Below are 20,494 nucleotides of genomic sequence, written 5' to 3'. Positions count from 1 at the left end.
CACGTACATGGGTAAGCGCATCGACGTCCAGGACCTGAACGTCTTCTACGGCGACTTCAAGGCGGTCGAGGACGTCTCGATGACCATCGAGCCGCGTTCGGTGACGGCCTTCATCGGCCCGTCGGGTTGTGGCAAGTCCACCTTCCTGCGGACCCTCAACCGGATGCACGAAGTGATCCCGGGCGGACGCGTCGAGGGCAAGGTGCTGCTGGACGACCAGGACCTCTACGCCAACGGTGTCGACCCGGTCGGCGTGCGCCGCACGGTCGGCATGGTGTTCCAGCGTCCGAACCCGTTCCCCACCATGTCGATCGGTGACAACGTCACCGCTGGCCTGCGCCTCAACGGCATGCAGAACAAGAAGGAACTCGCCGAGCGCACCGAGCAGGCGCTGGTCGGTGCGAACCTGTGGAACGAGGTCAAGGACCGCCTCGACAAGCCGGGTGCCGGTCTGTCCGGTGGTCAGCAACAGCGTCTGTGCATCGCCCGCGCCATCGCGGTGCAGCCGCAGGTGCTGCTGATGGACGAGCCGTGTTCGGCCCTCGACCCGATCTCGACGCTCGCGATCGAGGACCTCGTGCACGAGCTCAAGGAGGACTACACGATCGTCATCGTGACGCACAACATGCAGCAGGCCGCCCGTGTGTCCGACCGCACCGCGTTCTTCAACCTGGCCGCCACCGGCAAGCCGGGCAAGCTGATCGAGATGGACGACACCACCACGATCTTCAACAACCCGAGCGTCAAGGCCACCGAGGACTACATCTCCGGTCGCTTCGGCTGATCGCACCCGCTCGCTGCGACGACGGTCAGGGGGAGTCGTCGACGCGCGGTGTGTCGGCCCGCACGGGACGAACGAGGCCCGCTCCACGAAAGTGGAGCGGGCCTCGGTGGTATCCGGACGGGGAGCGCCTCACGGCGCGTGGCCGCTCGTAGCGGCTGATTTTGGGACCCGGGGCTGCCGCCGTCCGAACACGTAAGAGACTAACCCTCGGCGTCGCCGGTTTGTTCCAGCCTTGTGGAAAGTGTCGGGGCACACAGTCCGTCGCGGGCGTGATCAGGATTTGACTTCGCCCGCGGCGACGACCGGCTTGCCGTGCTCGGGGTGCTTCGCGCGATGGGCCTTGACGTCGTCGCGGGCCTTCTCGCGGGAGCGGCGGCCGGGGCCACGCCAGTCGCACACGGTGCACAGGCCGAAGGTGAAACTGCCGACGTCCTCGGTGAGGTGTTCGGGTTTGACCTCGACGGTGAGCTTCTTGGTGCCGCCGATTGGTGGCTTCAACTTCAGCCGGACGGGGACGCGCTTCTTGCCCTTTGCCACGCGACAACGGTACGGCTGGGTGCCGGGTGCTGACCAGCCCGGTCTCACCCTTGTGGGTGAGATCACCTGTGAATGCACGCAATTCGCGGGTGTGACAGGCCTCACGCTTGCTCTGGCTTGCAAAGTGCTAACTACAGTTAGCATAATGAAGCCATGACACCGAACCCCGTCAGCGATCTCGGCGGCTACCTCAAGGAGCAGCGCCAGCAGGCGCAGCTTTCCTTGCGGCAGCTTGCGGAGCGTTCGGGAATCTCCAATCCCTACCTCAGCCAGATCGAGCGGGGACTGAAGAAGCCGAGCGCGGAGATCCTCCAGTCGCTGGCGAAGGGGTTGCGGATCTCGGCCGAACAGCTTTACGTGCAGGCCGGGATCTTGGACGAGGTCGGCGAGGCCGAGGCGATGATCGACACCCGCGTGGCGATCAAGTCCGACCCGCTGCTCACGGCCAAGCAGCGCAAGGTCCTGCTGGACCTCTACTCATCCTTCTTGGACGAGTGACGCTGCCCGCTTCGGCAGCACGACATCTCCCAAGAGCCCCCGAGTAACTGACTCGAAACCATTCGGAAGGAGTGGCCATGGCCACCAAGTTCGACATCAAGAAGTCCCTCACCGACGCCACCCCGCTGTACGCCGCTGTCGGCGCCGCGGACACCGTCTACACCACCGTTCGTGACCGTGCGCTGACCGCGTACTCCGACGCCGACGCCCGCATGCAGTCGCTGCGCGCCGAGCTCAAGCCGTCCGCCGTGCAGGCCAAGCTGACCAAGCGCGTCGCCGACGTGCGCGACCAGGTCGAGGCCATCCCGGCCACCGCCACCAAGCGCATCGACGAGGTCAGCATCGAGGCGAACGACCAGTACTTCGCGTACGCCAAGCGTGGCGAGAAGGTCGTCAAGTCGCTGCGCAAGCAGGTCGACGGCCTCGAGGCCACCGCCCGCAAGCAGGTCACCGACGCGCAGAAGACCGCCCGCAAGCAGGTCACCGACGCGCAGCAGACCGTTGTCTCTACCGTGGCCGCCGGCCGCAAGGACGCCGCCAAAGTCGTCGCCGACGCCGCCGGCAAGGTCGAGGCCGAGGCCCGCACCCAGGTGCGCTCGGGTGCCGCCAAGGAGGGTGCTGCGAAGCGTCCGGCGCGCAAGACCGTCGCCAAGAAGGCCACCGCGAAGAAGGCCCCGGCCGCCAAGAAGGCTCCGGCGACCAAGGCTTCGGCCACCAAGCCGGCTTCGACCACCGCTGCCGCGCCGAAGGCTGACGCCTGAACACAACTGAGCCTGCTGTGAACCGGGTCTGAGACCCGGCTCCGGCTCACCGAGCGAAGCCCCCACCGCGCCCCTGGTGGGGGCTTCGTCGTGCCTCGATAACCTGCTCGGGTGAGCAACGCGAGCGAGAACTCCACCCGATCCCTGGCCGAGGCACCGGTCGTCGCCGTCGTCGAGCGCAGCGGCTTCGTCGAGTCGGTGCACCGCGGCGTCGTGGTCGCGGTCGATGCCGACGGCAGTGTGCTGCTCGAACGCGGTGATGCTTCGGCACCGTCCTTCCCACGCTCGTCCAACAAGCCGCTCCAGGCGTTGGCGATGGTGCGGGCCGGCCTCGACCTGCGCGACGACCTGCTCGCGCTGGCGGCCGCCAGCCATTCGGGGGAGTCGTTCCACCTCGACGGGGTGCGCCGCATCCTCGCCGGCGCCGGTCTCACCGAGGCCGACCTGCAGAACACCCCCGACCTGCCCTACGACGAGCAGGCCAAGCGCGAGTGGCTCGCCGCCGACGGCGTCCCGACCTCCATCGCGCAGAACTGTTCCGGCAAGCACGCCGCGATGCTGGTCACCTGCGTCGTCAACGGGTGGGACACCGCCACCTACCGCGACCCGGCCCACCCCCTGCAGGTCGCCATGGCGCAGACCCTCGCCGAACTCTGCGACGAGCCAGTGGCCGCTACCGGCGTCGACGGGTGTGGCGCACCGGTGATGGCCGTCTCGCCGCGCGGCCTCGCGCTGGCCTTCGGTCGTCTGGCCGCCGCCGCTGACGGCCCGCAGCAGCGGGTCGCCGACGCGATCCGCGCCTCTCCGGAGTTCCTCGGCGGCACCCGTCGCGACGTCACCGACCTCATCCGCGGACTGCCCGGGGTCATCGCCAAGGACGGCGCCGAGGCGTTCTACGCCGTCGGCCTGCCCGACGGACGTGGCGTCGCGGTGAAGATCGCCGACGGCACCCAGCGAGCCCGGCCGGTGGTGCTGGCCGACGCGCTGCGTCGGATCGGCGTCGACGCCGAGGTGCTCGACCGGTTGGCGGCGTCGCCGGTGCTCGGCCACGGCGAGCCCGTCGGGTCGGTGCGGGCGGTCTGAGGTGCGCGCCGTCCTGCAACGCGCCACCACGGCGTCCGTCAGCGTCGACGACGAGATCGTCGGTGCCATCGACCGCCCCGGGCTCGTGGCCCTCGTCGGGGCGACCCACGACGACGGCGCTGCGCAGGTGAGCGCGATGGCCCGCAAGATCAGCGAGTTGCGCATCCTGCGCGACGAACGCTCGGTGCTCGACGAGGCGGCGCCTGTGCTGCTCGTCTCCCAGTTCACCCTGTACGGCAGCACCAAGAAGGGACGCCGTCCGTCGTGGAGCGCGGCCGCCCCCGGAGCTGTTGCCGAACCGCTGCTCGAAGCACTCGCCGCCGAGTTGCGCGACCTCGGGGTCGAGGTGGCCACCGGCCGGTTCGGCGCGATGATGCAGGTGTCGTTGGTCAACGACGGACCGTTCACCGTGCTCGTCGAGGTCTGACCCGCGCCCAGCCCGCGCCCACCGTCCGACCGTCGCCCGTGGGGATGTCGTCTAGGCTGGTGGTGTGCTCGAGCCGCTCTTCCAGATCCAGTCCACCGTCGCGATGGTGCTCGGTCTTGCGCTGCTCGCCACCACCGTCTTCGCTTTCGTCGACGCGCTGCGCCACCGCGAGGACGCCTATCGCGCCTCCGGCAAGATGACCAAGCCGCGCTGGCTGCTGATCATCGGTCTCGCCGCGGTCTTCGCGCTGCTGGTCGTGCAGCGGCCGTTGGGCCTCTTCGGCATCATCGCGGTCGTCGCGGCCGGGGTGTACCTCGCCGATGTCCGTCCGGCCCTGCAGCAGGTCGAATCCCGACGCGGCGGTAGCTCCCACCGGCCGTGGTGAGCACCCGCACCTCGATCCTCACGTATCCACAGGGCGGCATCGAGTACCTCACCACCGGCACCGGTCGCCCCTCGACGGTGTTCGCCCACGGACTTGCCGGTTCGATCGCCACCACTCGCCCGTTCGGGTCGGGCGTCGCCGGCAGCCAGACCTACTTCCACTTCCGCGGCCATGGCGCCTCGAGCTCGCCCGAATCGGCCTGGACCTATTCGGCGCTCGCCGACGAGCTGGACGCCGTCGCCACCCACGTCGGCGCGACGAACGCGCTCGGGGTGAGCATGGGCGCCGGTGCGATCTGCCACCTCGTCGAACGCGACCCCGACCGGTTCGAACGGGTCGTGCTCGCGCTGCCGGCGGTGCTCGACACCCCGCGCACCGACAGCGCCCTCGAGTGGCTGCTGGAGATGGGCCGGCTGGCGCAGGAGCACGACACCGACGGGGTGACCGAGTTGCTGCTGTTCGATCAGCCGGCCGAGCACCGCGACGAGCAGGTGGTGCGCAACTGGTGTCGCGACCAGGCCGACACGATCGTGCGCACCGACGTCTCCCGAGCCCTGCGCTCCATCCCGCACGCCACCGCGCTGCACGACCGGCAGTCGCTGACCCGGGTGACGGCGCAGGTGCTGGTGATCACCCAGCAGGACGACCCGGCGCACCCGCTGTGGGTCGGTCGCGAGATCGCCGAACTCGTGCCGAATGCGCGGCTGGAGGTGCTGCCACCCGGCGGCATCCTGTGGTCGCACCGCGCGCGGGTGCGCGAACTCGTGCGGGAGTTCCTGGCGTGATGTACCGACTCGACCCGGTGATCCGCAACTACGCGTGGGGCTCGCACACCGCCCTCGCCGAACTCGCCGGCCGGCCGGGCCCGACCGCCGACCCCGAAGCCGAGCTGTGGATGGGCGCGCACGAGGAGGCGCCCTGCGGGGTGCGCGGCGCGGACGGGCCGACGACGCTCGACCGGCTGATCGCGTCCGACCCCGTGGGCATGTTGGGGGAGACGACGGTCGGGCAGTTCCAGCGGCGACTGCCGTTTCTGCTGAAGCTGCTCGCTCCGGTGCAGGCGCTGTCGATCCAGGCCCACCCGAGCCGTGAGGAGGCGCTCACCGCGCCGAGCGGCACCTACGTCGACAACTGGCCCAAGCCCGAGGGGTGGCTGGCGATCACGCCCTTCGAGGCGTTCGTCGGCACCCTCACCTTTGATGAGATCGCTTCGATCGCAACAGAACTCGAGTGTCGTCGCTTCGAGAAGCTGGTGCAGGACGCTCCCGACGTGCGGCACCTGCTGCGCAGCGTGCTCAAGGCCGACCGGGCCGACCAGCGTGAACTCACCGACGAGGTCGTGGCTGCCTGTGCCGCCCGCACCGACATGCCGCACTTCGAGGCGGTGCACCGAGTGGCCGCACAGTTCCCCGGCGACGTCGGAGCGGCCGTCCTGCTGATGATGCGGCACCAGATCGTGCCGCCCGGGCACTACGTGTTCGTGCCGGCGGGGGTGCTGCACGCGGGCGTCAGCGGGGTGGCCGTCGAGATCCTCGCCAACTCCGACAATGTGGTGCGTGCCGGGCTCACCCCGAAGACCATCAACATCGACGAGTTGCTGCGTATCGTCGACACCGAGCGGGCCGTGTTGCCCGAGGTGCCCGACGGCGACCGACGACTGCACAGCTTCCCGGTCGACGTGCCCTACTTCCAGTTGCACCAGGTGCTGCCCGGCGACGAGCCGATCGAGGTGCCCGGTCGACACAAGCCGCGCATCGTGCTCGGCCTGGGCGGCCCGATCACGCTCGACGACGGCGACCGGCAGATGCATCTGGGCCCGGCGCAGTCGTGCTTCGTGCCGGCCTCGACCGGCCGGGTGACCCTGCACGGCCAGGGCACCGCCTACATCGCCACCACCGGCCTCGTCGGCTGAACCCCGTTACGACTCAACCGAACTCGGACCCGTTCGGCGCCACCGCCGACCAGTCGAGCGTCAGCTCACCGAGCCGGTGCCGACGGACGCCGTCGCGCACCGGCCACCCCCACTCCCGCACCAACCGGACGGTGGCCAGGAACCGTTGGCGGGCGCCGTACGACGCGTGCGGGGCGGCCGTCGCCCAGGCCCGGTCGAGGTCGCGCAGCAGTCGGTGGATCGGCTCGCCTTCGACATTGCGGTGGATGAGCACCTTCGGCAGGCGCTCGGCGATCATCGACGGGGTCTGCAGGCCGCCGAGCCGCCACGACAGGGTGAAGGTGAGCGGACGCTCGCGGTCGAGCGCGACCCAGGTCGCCAGGCGTCCGATCTCGTCGCAGGTGCCCTCGACGAACACCCCGGTGGGCGAGAGGCGCCGCTGCACGATCTGCCATGACCGCGCGACCTGCGACTCGTCGTACTGCCGCAGCACGTTGAACGCCCGCACCACGTCGACCTCGCCCTCGACCGGCAACTCGAAGCCGCCCAACCGGAAGCTCAGCGTGTCGTCCTCCAACGGTTTCGCCACCGCGACCCGTTCGGGTTCGATCTCGACCCCCACCACCCGGACGTCGGGGCGCACGGCCCGCAGTCGGTCGCGCAGTTCGACCGCGGTGATCGGCGAGGCGCCGTAACCCAGGTCGACCACCAGCGGCGGGGCGACGGGGGCGAGCAGGGCCTCGCGCTGGGTGGCCACCACCCAGCGGTCGCAGCGGCGCAGGCGGTTGGGGTTGGTCGTCCCTCTGGTCACCGTCCCGACCGGTCGCACCCTCGCCACCGCGCCAGCCTAATGAGGTCGGTGAGAGACTGGAGCCATGGTCGACAGCAGCGGATGCCCGGTGCGCAGGGTGGCAATGATCAGCGTCCACACCTCGCCGCTCGATCAGCCGGGCACAGGCGACGCCGGTGGTCTGAACGTCTACGTCGTCGAGACCGCCAAGCGGCTCGGCGCGCGCGGCGTCGAGGTCGAGATCTTCACCCGGCGCACGTCGGCGAGCCTGGCCGAAGTCGTCACCCTCGCCCCGAACGTCACCGTCCGGCACATCGACGCCGGCCCGTACGAGGGTCTCGACAAGGACGACCTGCCGGGCCAGTTGTGCGCGTTCGCCGCCGGGGTGATGCGGCTGGTCGCGAGCGTTCCCGAGGGGCACTACGACCTGGTGCACTCCCACTACTGGCTCTCCGGGCAGGTCGGCTGGCTCGCGGCCGACCGATGGAATGTGCCGCTGGTGCACACGATGCACACGATGAGCAAGGTGAAGAACCGCGCGCTCGCCGAGGGTGATCGGCCCGAGCCGAAGGGGCGGGAGATCGGCGAGGAGCAGGTGGTGAAGGTGGCCAGTTGGTTGGTCGCCAACACCGACACCGAGGCCCGCGAGCTCGTCGATCTCTACGACGCCGATCCGCAGCGGGTGCGGGTGGTGCCGCCGGGCGTCGACCTCGAGGTGCTGCACCCCAGTGATCAGGCCGACGCCCGTGCCCGGCTGGGGTTGCCGGTCGATGCCGAGGTGCTGCTGTTCGTGGGCCGCATCCAGCCGCTCAAGGCGCCCGACGTGCTGGTGCGTGCCGCCGCCGAGATGATCGCAGCCGACCCGTCGCGTCGCGAGCGGCTCGTGGTGGCCGTGCTCGGTGGGCCGAGCGGGTCGGGCCGGGAGAAGCCGCGTGCGTTGCAGGCGCTCGCCCGCGAGCTCGGGGTGGCCGACGTCGTGCAGTTCGTGCCGCCGCAGATCCGACCCGAGCTGGCCCGGTGGTTCGTCGCCGCCGACCTCACCGTCGTGCCGTCGCACTCCGAGTCGTTCGGTCTGGTGGCGATCGAGTCGATGGCCTGCGGCACCCCCGTGGTGGCGGCGAAGGTCGGCGGGCTGCCGACCGCGATCGGCGACGCCGGTGTGCTGGTCGACTCGCACGACCCTGCCGTCTGGGCCACCGAACTCTCCACCCTGCTCGACGACGAACCGAGGCGGAAGATGTTGCGCGACAAGGCGATCGAACGCGCTCAGGGTTTCTCCTGGGAGGCGACGACCGACAAGCTGTTCGAGGTCTACCGGCATGCCTGCGAGGCCGAGGTGTCGCAGGCGGCCACCGTGGTCGACTTCTCCACCGTGCCGACGGCGGTGGTGCCGTGAGCGGGGCGAACCGGCAGCAGGTGGGCGAGCTGATCGAGCGCGTGCTCGGCGACAACGACCTCGAATGGGAGCCGGGCGTCGACGACGGCGAGTACGTCGTCACGCTGCCGGGGGAGAAGAAGCTGAAGACCGTCGCCTCGCTGACGGTCGGTGACAACGACCTGCGGACCACCGCGTTCGTCGTCCGGCAACCCGACGAGAACCACCTGGAGTTCTACAAGTTCCTGCTGCGGCGCAACCTGCGGCTGCCCGGGCTCGCGTACGCGATCGACTCTTCGGGCGACGTCTACGTCACCGGACGCGTGCCGCACACCGCCGTCGACGAGACCTACCTCGACAACCTGCTCGGCGCGCTGCTGCACGCCGCCGACGAGCCGTTCAACGACCTGCTGGTGCTGGGTTTCCTCACCTCGATGAAGAAGGAATGGGACTGGCGCGTCTCGCGGGGCGAGTCGACCCGCAACCTCGAGGCGTTCAAGCACCTGCTGGCCTGAACAGCCGCCCGATCGAACATCGCGACTGGTTAGGCTGCGGACATGACCTACACACTCGTGCTGCTGCGTCACGGCGAGTCCGAATGGAACGCCAAGAACCTGTTCACCGGCTGGGTCGACGTCGACCTGACCGACAAGGGTCGGGCCGAGGCCGCGAACGGCGGAAAACTGCTGAGGGACGCTGACATCCTGCCCGACGTCGTGCACACCTCGCTGCTGCGTCGCGCGATCACCACCGCCCACCTCAGCCTCGACGTCGCCGACCGGCACTGGATCCCGGTGCACCGCTCGTGGCGCCTCAACGAGCGTCACTACGGCGCGCTGCAGGGCAAGGACAAGAAGGCCACGCTGGAGGAGTTCGGCGAGGAGCAGTTCATGACCTGGCGCCGCTCGTTCGACGTGCCGCCGCCGCCGATCGAGCCCGGCGCGGAATTCTCCCAGGACGCCGACCCGCGCTACGCCGACCTCGGCGACGAGGCCCCGCGCACCGAGTGCCTCAAGGACGTCATCGAGCGCTTCCTGCCCTACTGGGACGAAGCGATCGTGCCCGACCTGTTGGCCGGACGCACCGTGCTGGTCGCCGCCCACGGCAACAGCCTGCGCGCGATGGTGAAGCACCTCGACGGCATCTCCGACGACGACATCGTCGGCCTCAACATCCCCACCGGGATGCCGCTGGTCTACCGCCTCGACGACGACCTCAAGCCGACGGTGCCCGGCGGTGAGTACCTCGACCCGGAGGCCGCCAAGGCCGCCGCCGAGGCAGTGGCCAACCAGGGCCGCTGACCCCAACCCGCGAAAGGTTGCGAGGGTGTGCGCTTTCGGTGCGTGTTCTGTCGCAGGACATCGCAGTGCGCTTTCGGTGCGTGTCGCGCAAACTTTCGCGGAGGGGTCTAGTTGCCTTCGTACTTGTAGCCCAGCCCGCGCACGGTGACGATCACGCTCGGGTTGCCCGGGTCGTCCTCGATCTTGGCGCGCAGCCGCTTGATGTGCACGTCGAGGGTCTTGGTGTCGCCGACGTAGTCGTTGCCCCAGACCCGGTCGATCAGCTGGCCCCGGGTGAGCACCCGTCCGGCATTGCGCAGGAGCAGCTCGAGGAGCTCGAACTCCTTGAGCGGCAACGAGATCGACTCGCCGTTGACGCTGACGGTGTGGCGTTCGACGTCCATCCGCACCGGACCCGACTGCAGGGTGGCCGGCAGCAGCTCGCCCTCGCCCTGGCCGCGGCGCAGCACCGCCTTGATGCGGGCGAGCAGTTCGCGGCTGGAGTAGGGCTTGGTGACGTAGTCGTCGGCGCCGAGCTCCAGCCCGACGACCTTGTCGACCTCGCTGTCCTTCGCGGTCAGCATGATGATCGGCACGTTCGCCTTCTGCCGGATGATGCGGCACACCTCGGTGCCGGACATGCCGGGCAGCATCAGGTCGAGCAGCACCAGGTCGGCGCCGCCCCGGTCGAACTCGAGCAGGGCGTCCGGGCCGGTCTCGGCGACCGCCACCTCGTAGCCCTCCTTCCCGAGCAGGTAGGCGAGCGGGTCGGAGAGCGACTCCTCGTCCTCGACCAGGAGGATGCGGGTCATGTCGTCACCTTTCGGACTGGTTCGGCGGGTTCGCCGGGGGTGGGATTCTGGGGCTGCGCCGCGGGCAGGCGGATGGTGAAGGTCGACCCGTGGCCCTCCTCGGACCACACGGTGACCTCGCCGCCGTGGTTGGCACAGACGTGCTTGACGATCGCCAGGCCGAGGCCGGTGCCGCCGGTGCGGCGGGAGCGGGCGGCATCGACCCGGTAGAACCGCTCGAACACCCGGTCGAGCTCGGCCGCGGGGATGCCGCTGCCCTGGTCCTTGACCGCCACGGTGACCAGGTCGGCGCTGCCCTTCACGGTCACCGTCACGCGGGTGTCGTCGGCCGAGTAGTTCACCGCGTTCTCGACGAGGTTGCGAATCGCTGTGGTCACCAGATTCGCGTCACCGAACACCTCGGCCGGCGACCCGTCGTCGTCGGTGGTGATCGAAATGTTGCGGTCATCGGCGACCAGGCGCAGATGCTCGACGGCGTCGAGTGCACAGGCCCGGACGTCGACCCGCTCGGGGGCGTCGAGGGTCTCGGCGACCTGCAGCCGCGACAACTCGACGATCTCCTGCACCAACTGGTTGAGGCGCGCGGTCTCGGTGCCCATCCGGCCGGCAAAACGGCGGACGGCGTCGGGGTCGTCGCTGGCGTCGACGACGGCCTCGGCGAGCAGGCTCAGACCGGCCACCGGGGTCTTCAGTTCGTGGCTGACATTGACCACGAAGTCGCGTCGGGTCTCCTCGACCCGGCGCAGCTGGGAGCGGTCGTCGATCAGCGCCAGCACGTGACCACCCGACAGGGGTGTCACCCGGACACCGAGCACCAGGCGTCCGGCACCGTTGAAACCGCGGGTCAGTTCGAGCTCCACCTCGTGGAGGTCCTGGTCGCGGCGGGCGGTGCGCACCAGCGTCCGCAACTCGTCGTGCACCATCTCCGGGCCGCGCACCAGGCCGAGCGCCGACGCCGACGGCGACGAACGCACCACCCGGTCGGACGCGTCGACCACCAGCGAGATCGACCGCAACGCATCGAGGATCTCGGCGGCCTGTGCGCCGATCGGTTCAGGGGTCGCTACGGCCGAGACGGCCGGCTGCGTCGGGGTGGCCGAACGCGCGACACGGCCTATTGCCCAACCGGCAACCAGCCCGACGACCAACGCCGCCACCGCGATCACAACCTCCAACACGCGGCTCAATGTACGCGGGTCGCACAGACCCGCCGCGCCCGGTGAGCCAGCCGCGACGGGGGTACGACTGCGGTCTATCTGCCGTTCACCTTCGCGTTCGAAGGTGTTCATCGCAGCCTGCGAACCTCAGCTCGGCACTGACGGATCTGCGGCAGAATGACAGACCGACAGGTGCCTCGAAGACATCCGGGGAACCACCCACGAAGCAAGGACGATCCACGCATGCGTAACGCCTTCCACGACGATCTCGATCGTGTCTCCGACCAGCTGGTGGCCATGACCGGCATGGTCGGCACGGCGATGAAGCGCGCCACCGAGGCGCTGGTGAACGCCGACCTCGGGATCGCCGAGAGTGTCATCGCTGCCGACGACGACATCGACCAGGTGCGCCGCCAGGTCGACGACCTCTCCGTCGACCTCCTCGCCCGCCAGCAGCCGGTCGCCACCGACCTGCGCATGGTCGTCACCGCCATGCACATGGCCTCCGACATCGAGCGCATGGGCGACCTCGCCCGCCACATCGCCAAGATCGCGCGGATGCGCTACCCCAACCGGGCCGTGCCCGCCGAGGTGCTGCCGCACATCACCGCGATGTCCGAGTGCGCGATCGACCTCGCCGCCAAGACCGGTGAGGCCATCGACAGCAAGGACGTCCACGCCGCCCTCGCCATCCAGCAGGCCGACGAGAAGATGGACGAACTGCACCGCCAGATCTTCCAGGCCCTGCACTCCGAGCGCTGGGACCACCCGACCGAGACCGCGGTCGACATCACCCTGCTCTCGCGCTACTACGAGCGCTTCGGCGACCACGCGGTGGCCGTCGCCAACCGCATCGTCTACTTGGTCACCGGCCGCTACGGCGATCCGGACGAGGGTCTCAGCCGATAGTTCCTTTGGCAGGCTCCTTCGGCTGAGGCCCCCAGCAGTCACTCCGTTCCTGCTGGGGGCCTCAGCCGTCCCGCCTGCGTGAGCCTGTCGCTGTGGTCACCGGAGAGCCACCGCCGGCAGATACTTACCGCAGACGCTGCGCTCGCCTGCAGGTGCTGCTGTTGCAACAGCAGCGTCTGCAGGGGACTGCAGCGTTTGCGGGTTGGAGCGTCTGGTTCTGGCTGGTTCTGGCTCTAGTTCTTTGTGACGAGGGCATTGGCGATCGCGCCGATGCCCTCGCCGCGTCCGAGGAAGCCGAGGTGGTCGGTGGTGGTGGCCGACACCGAGACCGGCACTCCACCGAGCGCGGCCGACATGGCCTGCTGGGCCTCCTCACGGCGCGGACCCACCTTGGGGGAGTTGCCGACGATCTGCACGCTCACATTGCCGATGCGCCAACCGGCCGCGGCAAGGGTGCGGACGACGTCGGCCAACATCGCGGCGCCGGTCGCACCCTTCATCTCCGGACGGTCGACCCCGAACTGCGTGCCCAGGTCGCCGAGACCGGCCGCCGACAAGAGCGCGTCACACACGGCGTGCGCCGCGACGTCGCCGTCGGAGTGGCCCTCGATCCCGCGCTCGCCCGGCCAGGTCAGGCAGGCGAGCGAGAGCGTGCGGTCGTCGTCGGCGTACGCGTGCACGTCGACGCCGATCCCGGTGCGCGGCAAGAGCATTGAATCCTCCGGTTCGGTGTTCTCCGGTTCGGCGTTCTCCGGTTCGGTGTCCTCCGACTCGGTGCTCTCGGACGGCGCCAGCAGGCGCCGCGCGGCGTCCAGATCGGCCGGCACCGTCACCTTGAGGGCGGCGGGATGCCCGGGCACCACCACGACACGTCCGCCGTCGGCCTCGACCAGAGCGGCGTCGTCGGTAGCCTGCAGCCCGTGGGCGTGCGCGGCGTCGAGGGCCGAGCGGCGGAAACCCTGCGGGGTCTGCACCGCGCGCAACGACGAACGGTCGGGAGTGGCCACGACGGTGCCGCCGCCGTCGACCTGCTTGACCGTGTCGACGACGGCCAGCCCGGGCACCACCGCGTCGGCGCCGTCGAGCACCGCGTCGATGACGGCATCGAACAGCGTCGCCGGGGCGAGCGCCCGGGCGGCATCGTGCACCAGCACGATCTCGACGTCCGGCGCGAGCGCGCGCAGACCTGCGGCGACGGAGTCGGTGCGCTCGGCGCCGCCGTCGATGAGCAGAACATCTCCCACCATGTCGCCGAGCACGCCGGCGAACTCAGCCCGATGACCGGCCGGCACCACGACCACGACCTGGCGCACGCGGCCGACGGCCCGCACCGAGCGCAGCGCGTGCACGACCAACGGCTCGCCGCCGATCTCGACCAGCGCCTTCGGGATGCCCGCAGCGAGGCGGGTGCCCATGCCCGCGGCGACGACAACGACGCCCACGGAAACTCCGTGGGCGTCGTTCATGTCTGTTGCGTGACTCAGGACGCGAGAACCTCGTCGAGCGTGGCCTCGGCGGTGTCTTCGTTGGTGTGCTCGGCGAGCGCCAACTCCGACACGAGGATCTGGCGCGCCTTGGCCAGCATCCGCTTCTCGCCGGCCGACAAACCGCGGTCTTGATCGCGGCGCCACAGGTCGCGGACGACCTCGGCGACCTTGATCACGTCACCGGACGCGAGCTTCTCCAGGTTCGCCTTGTAGCGGCGCGACCAGTTGGTGGGTTCCTCGGTGTGGTCTGCGCGCAGCACCTCGAACACGCGGTCGAGGCCCTCCTTGCCGACGACGTCGCGGACGCCGACCAGATCGCAGTTCTCCGCCGGAACCTCGATCGTGAGGTCGCCTTGGGCCACCTTCAGGACGAGGTACTGCTTCTCCACGCCCTTGATCGTTCGGACCTTGATCTCTTCGATGAGCGCCGCCCCGTGGTGCGGGTAAACGACCGTCTCGCCGACCTTGAAAACCATGTGTTGTGTGCCCCTTTCGCGAACACCAGGATACCACGGGTGGTCGGGGTCACAGAAACCGTTTGTGCTGGTCAGCGGCGCGCGGGCCCCCTCCACCGGGGTGGATGAGGGGTTGACATCGGCGCCCGGCTGTGGTGCGCGCGCGGTTGTGTGGGGCAGGGGTCCACGACGGTCCGGCGACCGGTACCATCCGGGGTGTGATGCGACGTGTGACTTCCCGGCAGGCCGTCCGCCGTGGCGCTGGAGCGATGCTTGTCGCCGGCGTCGCCTCGACCACGCTGACCGGTTGCTTCTACTTCAGTGACCCGACGACCGACATGCAGTACGTGGCGGCCGACGGCAACATCGCGACGGTTGGTTCGGTGAAGATCACCAACGTTCTCGTCGTGTCCGCGGGCAAGGGCCAGAAGGGTTCGATGCAGGGGCTCGCCACCAACAACGGCACGTCCCCGGCGAAGCTGGTCGTCACCCCGCAGGGCGGTTCGGCCACCACGATCACGATTCCGGCGCTGCAGTCGGTGCGCCTCGACGGCAAGCCCAGCGGCGACGGCACCGCCACGGTGCCGCCGGTGCAGGTCGCCGCGACTCCGGTCGCCCCGGGCGAGCAGTTGCCGGTCACCTTCGCCACCGCCGACGGCGGCAGCAAGCAGGTGTCCGTTCCGGTCGTGCTCGACCAGGCTCCCTACGGCAGCGCGACGGCCGACCACCCCGGCAGCCGCACCGACGAGTCCAAGCCCAGCGCCGAAGGCCACTGAGCAACGAACCACTGAGCAACGAACGCGTCGGCGGCCCGATCTCCATCCCGGAGATCGGGCCGCCGTCTCGTTGCTCGGCGCACCTTCGTAGGGTGGGCACGAGCCAGAAAATTCGTCCCGAGGAGGCCGCAATGCCGCAGACCGTCCAGGGCGTCATCGCCCGCGCCAAGGGCGCACCCACCGAAGTCGTCGACATCGTCGTTCCCGATCCCGGCCCCGGTGAGGCGGTCGTCGCGATCGAGGCGTGCGGGGTGTGCCACACCGACCTGCACTACCGCGAGGGCGGCATCAACGACGAGTTCCCGTTCCTGCTCGGCCACGAGGCGGCCGGACGCGTGGAGGCCGTCGGCGAGGGCGTCACCGAGGTCGCCCCCGGCGACTTCGTGATCCTCAACTGGCGTGCGGTCTGCGGGCAGTGCCGCGCCTGCGCCAAGGGCAAGCCTTGGTACTGCTTCAACACCGCCAACGCCACGCAGAAGATGACCCTGACCGACGGCACCGAGCTGTCGCCGGCGCTCGGCATCGGCGCGTTCATCGAGAAGACGCTCGTCGCCGCCGGTCAGTGCACCAAGGTCGACGAGTCGGCGTCCGCCGCGGCGGCCGGCCTGCTCGGCTGCGGCGTGATGGCCGGCTTCGGTGCCGCCGTCAACACCGGCCAGGTCGGGCGCGGCGACTCGGTCGCCGTCATCGGCTGTGGTGGCGTCGGCAACGCCGCGATCGCCGGCGCACAGGTAGCCGGTGCGACCACGATCATCGCCGTCGACGTCGACGACCGGAAGCTGGAGCAGGCCAAGACCTTCGGCGCCACCCACACCGTCAACTCCAAGAGCCAGGACGCCGTGGAGGCCATCCGCGAACTCACCGGCGGCTTCGGCGCCGACGTCGTGGTAGATGCCGTCGGCCGTCCGGAGACCTACGAGCAGGCGTTCTACGCGCGCGACCTGGCCGGCACCGTCGTGCTGGTCGGTGTGCCCACCCCCGACACGAAGATCGAGCTGCCGCTCATCGAGGTGTTCGGACGCGGCGGGTCGCTGAAGTCGAGTTGGTACGGCGACTGCCTGCCCTCGCGCGACTTCCCGATGCTCATCGACCTCTACCGGCAGGGCCGGTTCGACCTCGACGCGTTCGTCACCGAGAAGATCTCGCTGAACGACCTCGAGTCGGCCTTCGACAAGATGCACAAGGGCGACGTGCTGCGCTCCGTCGTCGTGATCGGGGAGCAGGCCTGATGGCCGAAGTGGTTGCCGGACAAGGCGACACGAAGCTCGAACGGGTCGTCACCTCGGGCACCTTCAGCCTCGACGGCGGCACCTGGGACGTCGACAACAACGTCTGGATCGTCGGTGACGACGCCCAGTGCATCGTCGTCGACGCCGCCCACACGGCCGCCCCGATCCTCGAGGCGATCGGCGACCGCAAGGTCGTCGCGGTGCTCAGCACGCACGGCCACGACGACCACATCACCGCCGTCCGGGAGGTCGCGCAGGCGACGGGTGCCCCGACCTACCTGCACCCCGCCGACCGCATGTTGTGGGACCGCGTGCACGACGTCGCCCCCGACCGGGAACTCGCCGACGGCGACCGCTTCGAGGTCGGCGAGGTGCACCTCGAGGTGATCCACACCCCGGGCCACAGCCCGGGCGCGGTCTGCTTCCGCATCCCCGAACTCGGGGCCGTGCTCACCGGAGACACCCTTTTCCAGGGCGGCCCCGGCGCGACCGGGCGGTCGTTCAGCAGCTACGACACGATCACCGCCTCGATCCGCACCAAGCTGTTCGCGCTGCCGGCCGACACGGTCGTCTTCACCGGACACGGCGACTCGACCACGATCGGCGAAGAGGCCGCCGGGCAGGACGGCTGGGAGCGCCCCGAAGGCGCCTGAGCCACAACCGAATACGAACGAACCCCGCCGGGAAGTCCGGCGGGGTTCGTTCGTATTCGGTCAGCGCCGACTGTGTCACCCTCCCCGAAAGTGTGTGCGACACGCGACGGAAGTGCTCAAATCAGCAAACTTTCGTGGCCCGGGCGGCCAGGCTCCGGTCAGCTCACCTTGCGAGAGGCCGAGACCACCGTTCCGTTCGACGGGTTCAGGATCACCTGCGGCGCCTTCGGGTTCGGCAGGTGCAGCATGTTGTCGAGCGAGCCGGCCTGGGCGTCCATCGAGCCGTCACCGATGCGGCCGAGACCCCAGTTGTCCTCGATGAACTTGGTGACCGAGGACTGGTCGGTCTGGGTGTGGTCGACGAAGTCCGACTTGGCGTAGGGCGAGATGACCAGCAGCGGCTGGCGGGTGCCCGGGCCGCAGCGGTCGACGTAGCCGCCGCGCATCGGCACGCCGGCGGCCGCAGCCTGGGTGCAGACGGCCGCGTCTTCCCGACAGCCTGCATACAACCTTGGAGGAGGGCGAATCCCCGGTGACCTTTCGGTGACGTCGGGGGAGGCCGCGTTCACCGTTAGAATCCCGCGTGTGACTCTGCAGCTCTTCGACAGTGCAGCCGGTGAGCTGCGCCCCTTCGAACCCGTGCGCCCCGGCCAGGTGGGCATGTACATCTGCGGACTCACCACCCAGGGTTCGCCGCACATCGGCCACGTGCGGTTCGCGGTCGCGTTCGACATCCTGCGCCGCTGGCTCGAGACCGGACACGGCTACCGGGTGACGCTCGTCCGCAATGTCACCGACATCGACGACAAGATCCTGGCGAAGTCGGCCGAGCACGACGTGCCCTGGCAGGAGTGGTCCTACCGGCACGAGCGCGAGACCAACGACGCCCTCGACCTGCTCGGCGTCGCGCGTCCGTCGTACGAACCGCGCGCCACCGGGCACGTCACCGACATGGTCGACCTGATGGAGATCCTCATCGAGAAGGGTCACGCCTACGCCGCCGAGGACGGCAGCGGCGACGTCTACTTCGACGTGCGCTCCTGGCCCGAGTACGGCTCGCTGACCCGGCAGAAGATCGACGACATGGAAGCGGCGGCCGACGCCGACCCGCGCGGCAAGCGCGACCCGCGCGACTTCGCGCTCTGGAAGGGACACAAGGCGGGCGAGCCGGAGAGTGCGAGCTGGCCCACGCCCTTCGGTGCGGGTCGCCCCGGCTGGCACCTGGAGTGCTCGGCGATGGCGCGGCGCTGGCTCGGCGACGAGTTCGACATCCACGGCGGCGGCATCGACCTGCGCTTCCCGCACCACGAGAACGAGCAGGCGCAGTCGCGTGCGGCCGGGTTGGGCTTCGCCCGCTACTGGCTGCACAACGGGTGGGTCACCCTCGGCGGCGAGAAGATGAGCAAGTCGCTCGGCAACACCCTTGCGATCGGCGAGATCACCAAGAAGGTGCGCCCGCTGGCGCTGCGTTACTACCTCAGCGCCGTCAACTACCGCGCCACCATCGAGTACCACGACGGAGCGTTGGAGGAGGCGTCGGCGACGATCGACCGCCTCGAGACCTTCCTGGAGCGGGCGCTGCCGCAGCCGCCCGAGCCGGGGGAGTTCGTCACCGTGCCCGCGGCGTTCGCGGCCGCGATGGATGACGACCTCAACGTCTCCGGCGCCCTGTCGGTCGTCTTCGAAACCATCCGTGAGGGCAACACCGCCCTCGACGAGGGCGACGACGAGCGCGCCGCCGACCTCGCCCTGCAGGTGGTCGCGATGACCGAGGTGCTGGGCGTCAACCCCTTTGACCCGCAATGGAGTTCGGAGGGGAACGACCGGTCGCACGACGCGCTCGGTCAGGTGGTCGAGGTGTTGCTCGCCACCCGGAAGCAGGCGCGGGCCTCGCGCGACTTCCAGACCGCGGACGCGATCCGCGACCAGCTGACCGCCGCCGGTGTGGTGGTCGAGGACACCCCGGACGGTGCGCGCTGGTCACTTATGTCGGCGGCCGAACGCGCCGCCCAGCAGACGAAGGACTGATCCCATGGCAGGCAACTCCCAGCGCCGCGGCGCGGTGCGCAAGAGCGGCTCGAAGAAGGGGATGGTCGTCGGCAGCGGTGGGCAGCGCCGGCGCGGGCTCGAAGGCAAGGGCCCCACGCCGAAGGCGGCCGACCGGCCGAACCACAAGGCGTACAAGGACGCCCAGCGTTCCGGTGGCACCTCCGGTGGCGGCTCGCGCTCCGGTGGCAGCCGACGCGGCAAGCCGTCGTCGGAGATGATCGCCGGCCGCAACTCGGTCGTCGAGGCGCTGCGGGCGCACGTGCCCGCGACCACCATGTACGTCGCCGGTCGCATCGACTCCGACGACCGCGTCAAGGAATCGCTGAAGCTGGCCGCCGACCGGGCGATCCCGATCCTGGAGACCCCGCGCGGCGAGCTCGACCGGTTGACCGACGGCGCCGTCCACCAGGGATTGGCCCTGCAGATCCCGCCGTACGACTACGCCCACCCGAGCGACCTCATCGACCCCGAGGCCCCCGGCATCCCGCTGGTCGTCGCGCTCGACGGCATCACCGACCCGCGCAACCTCGGCGCGATCATCCGTTCGGTGGCCGCGTTCGGCGGCCACGGCGTGATCGTGCCCGAGCGCCGCTCGGCCGGCATGACCGCCTCGGCCTGGAAGACGTCCGCCGGGGCGGCGGCCCGCATCCCGGTGGCGCTCGCCGGCAACCTCACCCGCACCCTCGAGGACTTCCGCAAGGCCGGCTTCTTCGTGATCGGTCTCGACATGGACGGCGACGTGGAGTTGCCGCAACTGGAACTGTCGACCGAGCCGCTGGTGGTCGTCGTCGGGTCGGAGGGCAAGGGGCTGTCCCGCCTCGTCAGCGAGACCTGCGATCAGATCGTGTCGGTGCCGATGAGTTCGTCGGTGGAGTCGCTCAACGCCGGCATCGCCGCGTCGGTCACGCTCTACCAGATCGCCACCTCGCGCGCCGCGCGCTGACCGCGCCCGGTCGTCTCCGCTCACGTTTCGTCACTTGGACGGTGAGGGAACCGTTCGGTGCCCGTCTTCGTCGGTGCCCTTGGCACGTCTGTGTCATGAAATCGAAACGCTCGCCGGCCTGCGGGCTGCCGACGGCCTCCTAGGCTGGTGGGCAGTGCCGGGCAGGCCGGCAACGTGGACCGCGACGTCGCGACGTCGCGCAGGAGGAGACAG

The 20,494-nt window shown here is 69.8% G+C and carries 24 protein-coding genes; 17 read left to right on the top strand and 7 right to left on the bottom strand.

The features are described from left to right. Positions 1-7 precede the first annotated feature (7 nt). The gene (pstB, locus tag DFJ65_RS16550; RefSeq protein WP_115923976.1) at positions 8-784 is read left to right on the top strand and encodes a phosphate ABC transporter ATP-binding protein PstB; all 777 of its coding nucleotides are present in this window, start codon (positions 8-10) and stop codon (positions 782-784) included. A gap of 273 nt (positions 785-1,057) precedes the next feature. Here the strand turns inward: pstB and DFJ65_RS16545 are convergent, their stop codons facing one another. Beyond that, positions 1,058-1,321, bottom strand: coding sequence for a hypothetical protein (locus DFJ65_RS16545; RefSeq protein ID WP_115923975.1), 264 nt, complete (start codon positions 1,319-1,321; stop codon positions 1,058-1,060). Between the two features lie 153 nt (positions 1,322-1,474). Between DFJ65_RS16545 and DFJ65_RS16540 the strand changes: the two genes are divergently transcribed. The 7 genes from DFJ65_RS16540 to manA all read left to right on the top strand — a co-directional run bounded on the left by DFJ65_RS16540 (position 1,475) and on the right by manA (position 6,387). Continuing rightward, the gene (locus DFJ65_RS16540; protein WP_115923974.1) at positions 1,475-1,819 is read left to right on the top strand and encodes a helix-turn-helix domain-containing protein; all 345 of its coding nucleotides are present in this window, start codon (positions 1,475-1,477) and stop codon (positions 1,817-1,819) included. A 77-nt stretch (positions 1,820-1,896) separates the two neighbouring features. Continuing rightward, positions 1,897-2,580 (top strand): hypothetical protein, encoded by a 684-nt coding sequence (locus DFJ65_RS16535; RefSeq protein ID WP_115923973.1) that lies wholly within the window; start codon positions 1,897-1,899, stop codon positions 2,578-2,580. A 111-nt stretch (positions 2,581-2,691) separates the two neighbouring features. Further along, complete coding sequence (locus DFJ65_RS16530; RefSeq protein WP_115923972.1) at positions 2,692-3,663, top strand: asparaginase; 972 nt, start codon at positions 2,692-2,694, stop codon at positions 3,661-3,663. Between the two features lies 1 nt (position 3,664). Continuing rightward, positions 3,665-4,090, top strand: a complete 426-nt coding sequence (gene dtd / locus DFJ65_RS16525; protein ID WP_115923971.1) for a D-aminoacyl-tRNA deacylase — start codon at positions 3,665-3,667, stop codon at positions 4,088-4,090. Between the two features lie 64 nt (positions 4,091-4,154). After that, entirely contained in the window at positions 4,155-4,475 is a 321-nt protein-coding gene (locus tag DFJ65_RS16520) for a DUF2516 family protein (RefSeq protein WP_245950348.1), read from the top strand. Beyond that, the gene (locus DFJ65_RS16515) at positions 4,472-5,260 is read left to right on the top strand and encodes an alpha/beta fold hydrolase (protein WP_245950346.1); all 789 of its coding nucleotides are present in this window, start codon (positions 4,472-4,474) and stop codon (positions 5,258-5,260) included. The genes DFJ65_RS16520 and DFJ65_RS16515 overlap by 4 nt, the downstream gene beginning before the upstream one ends. Continuing rightward, a complete protein-coding gene (gene manA, locus DFJ65_RS16510; protein ID WP_115923970.1) occupies positions 5,260-6,387 on the top strand; it encodes a mannose-6-phosphate isomerase, class I in 1,128 nt (375 codons plus the stop codon). Before DFJ65_RS16515 ends, manA begins: the two co-directional genes overlap by 1 nt. 13 nt (positions 6,388-6,400) lie before the next feature. Here the strand turns inward: manA and DFJ65_RS16505 are convergent, their stop codons facing one another. Beyond that, positions 6,401-7,177: a class I SAM-dependent methyltransferase gene (locus tag DFJ65_RS16505; protein ID WP_245950344.1), complete on the bottom strand. Its 777-nt coding sequence runs from the start codon at positions 7,175-7,177 to the stop codon at positions 6,401-6,403. Positions 7,178-7,241: 64 nt separating this feature from the next. On the opposite strand from DFJ65_RS16505, the gene mshA reads away from it, so the two are divergent. From mshA to DFJ65_RS16490, 3 genes are read left to right on the top strand one after another with little or no spacing between them, the layout of a single operon-like run. Beyond that, a complete protein-coding gene (gene mshA, locus DFJ65_RS16500) occupies positions 7,242-8,552 on the top strand; it encodes a D-inositol-3-phosphate glycosyltransferase (RefSeq protein WP_115923968.1) in 1,311 nt (436 codons plus the stop codon). Then, positions 8,549-9,046, top strand: a complete 498-nt coding sequence (locus tag DFJ65_RS16495; RefSeq protein WP_211308469.1) for a type III secretion system chaperone family protein — start codon at positions 8,549-8,551, stop codon at positions 9,044-9,046. The genes mshA and DFJ65_RS16495 overlap by 4 nt, the downstream gene beginning before the upstream one ends. A 42-nt stretch (positions 9,047-9,088) precedes the next feature. Beyond that, positions 9,089-9,832: a phosphoglyceromutase gene (locus tag DFJ65_RS16490; RefSeq protein ID WP_115923967.1), complete on the top strand. Its 744-nt coding sequence runs from the start codon at positions 9,089-9,091 to the stop codon at positions 9,830-9,832. Between the two features lie 107 nt (positions 9,833-9,939). Here DFJ65_RS16490 and DFJ65_RS16485 read toward each other — a convergent pair whose 3' ends face one another. Beyond that, positions 9,940-10,623, bottom strand: coding sequence for a response regulator transcription factor (locus DFJ65_RS16485; RefSeq protein ID WP_115923966.1), 684 nt, complete (start codon positions 10,621-10,623; stop codon positions 9,940-9,942). Further along, positions 10,620-11,801 carry a sensor histidine kinase gene (locus tag DFJ65_RS16480; protein ID WP_245950342.1) on the bottom strand — a complete coding sequence of 394 codons (1,182 nt, stop codon included), beginning with the start codon at positions 11,799-11,801 and terminating at the stop codon, positions 10,620-10,622. The genes DFJ65_RS16485 and DFJ65_RS16480 overlap by 4 nt, the downstream gene beginning before the upstream one ends. A 222-nt stretch (positions 11,802-12,023) precedes the next feature. Here DFJ65_RS16480 and phoU point away from each other — a divergent pair, with 222 nt between their 5' ends. Next, positions 12,024-12,689 (top strand): phosphate signaling complex protein PhoU, encoded by a 666-nt coding sequence (gene phoU, locus DFJ65_RS16475; protein WP_115923964.1) that lies wholly within the window; start codon positions 12,024-12,026, stop codon positions 12,687-12,689. A 233-nt stretch (positions 12,690-12,922) separates the two neighbouring features. On the opposite strand, the gene ispD is transcribed toward phoU, so the two are convergent. After that, on the bottom strand, positions 12,923-14,155 hold the full coding sequence (gene ispD / locus DFJ65_RS16470; protein ID WP_115923963.1) for a 2-C-methyl-D-erythritol 4-phosphate cytidylyltransferase: 1,233 nt from the start codon (positions 14,153-14,155) through the stop codon (positions 12,923-12,925). 14 nt (positions 14,156-14,169) lie between these two features. Continuing rightward, positions 14,170-14,652: a CarD family transcriptional regulator gene (locus DFJ65_RS16465; protein ID WP_115923962.1), complete on the bottom strand. Its 483-nt coding sequence runs from the start codon at positions 14,650-14,652 to the stop codon at positions 14,170-14,172. A gap of 197 nt (positions 14,653-14,849) precedes the next feature. Between DFJ65_RS16465 and DFJ65_RS16460 the strand changes: the two genes are divergently transcribed. The 3 genes from DFJ65_RS16460 to DFJ65_RS16450 all read left to right on the top strand — a co-directional run bounded on the left by DFJ65_RS16460 (position 14,850) and on the right by DFJ65_RS16450 (position 17,289). Continuing rightward, positions 14,850-15,407: a copper chaperone PCu(A)C gene (locus DFJ65_RS16460; RefSeq protein ID WP_147301438.1), complete on the top strand. Its 558-nt coding sequence runs from the start codon at positions 14,850-14,852 to the stop codon at positions 15,405-15,407. 131 nt (positions 15,408-15,538) lie between these two features. Then, entirely contained in the window at positions 15,539-16,636 is a 1,098-nt protein-coding gene (locus DFJ65_RS16455) for an S-(hydroxymethyl)mycothiol dehydrogenase (protein WP_115923960.1), read from the top strand. Then, on the top strand, positions 16,636-17,289 hold the full coding sequence (locus tag DFJ65_RS16450; protein ID WP_115923959.1) for an MBL fold metallo-hydrolase: 654 nt from the start codon (positions 16,636-16,638) through the stop codon (positions 17,287-17,289). The genes DFJ65_RS16455 and DFJ65_RS16450 overlap by 1 nt, the downstream gene beginning before the upstream one ends. 158 nt (positions 17,290-17,447) lie before the next feature. Here DFJ65_RS16450 and DFJ65_RS18175 read toward each other — a convergent pair whose 3' ends face one another. Then, complete coding sequence (locus tag DFJ65_RS18175) at positions 17,448-17,798, bottom strand: alkaline phosphatase family protein (protein WP_245950340.1); 351 nt, start codon at positions 17,796-17,798, stop codon at positions 17,448-17,450. Positions 17,799-17,874: 76 nt separating this feature from the next. On the opposite strand from DFJ65_RS18175, the gene cysS reads away from it, so the two are divergent. Both cysS and rlmB read left to right on the top strand, forming a co-directional pair. After that, complete coding sequence (gene cysS, locus DFJ65_RS16440) at positions 17,875-19,317, top strand: cysteine--tRNA ligase (protein WP_115923958.1); 1,443 nt, start codon at positions 17,875-17,877, stop codon at positions 19,315-19,317. Between the two features lie 4 nt (positions 19,318-19,321). Beyond that, positions 19,322-20,281, top strand: coding sequence for a 23S rRNA (guanosine(2251)-2'-O)-methyltransferase RlmB (gene rlmB, locus DFJ65_RS16435; RefSeq protein ID WP_115923957.1), 960 nt, complete (start codon positions 19,322-19,324; stop codon positions 20,279-20,281). Positions 20,282-20,494: the final 213 nt, after the last annotated feature.

It is taken from the genome of Calidifontibacter indicus, assembly GCF_003386865.1.
GTDB classification, from domain to species: Bacteria; Actinomycetota; Actinomycetes; order Actinomycetales; family Dermatophilaceae; genus Yimella; species Yimella indica.
The sequence above is the reverse complement of the archived record's forward strand: the minus strand, read 5'-3'. Positions and strand labels throughout refer to the sequence as shown.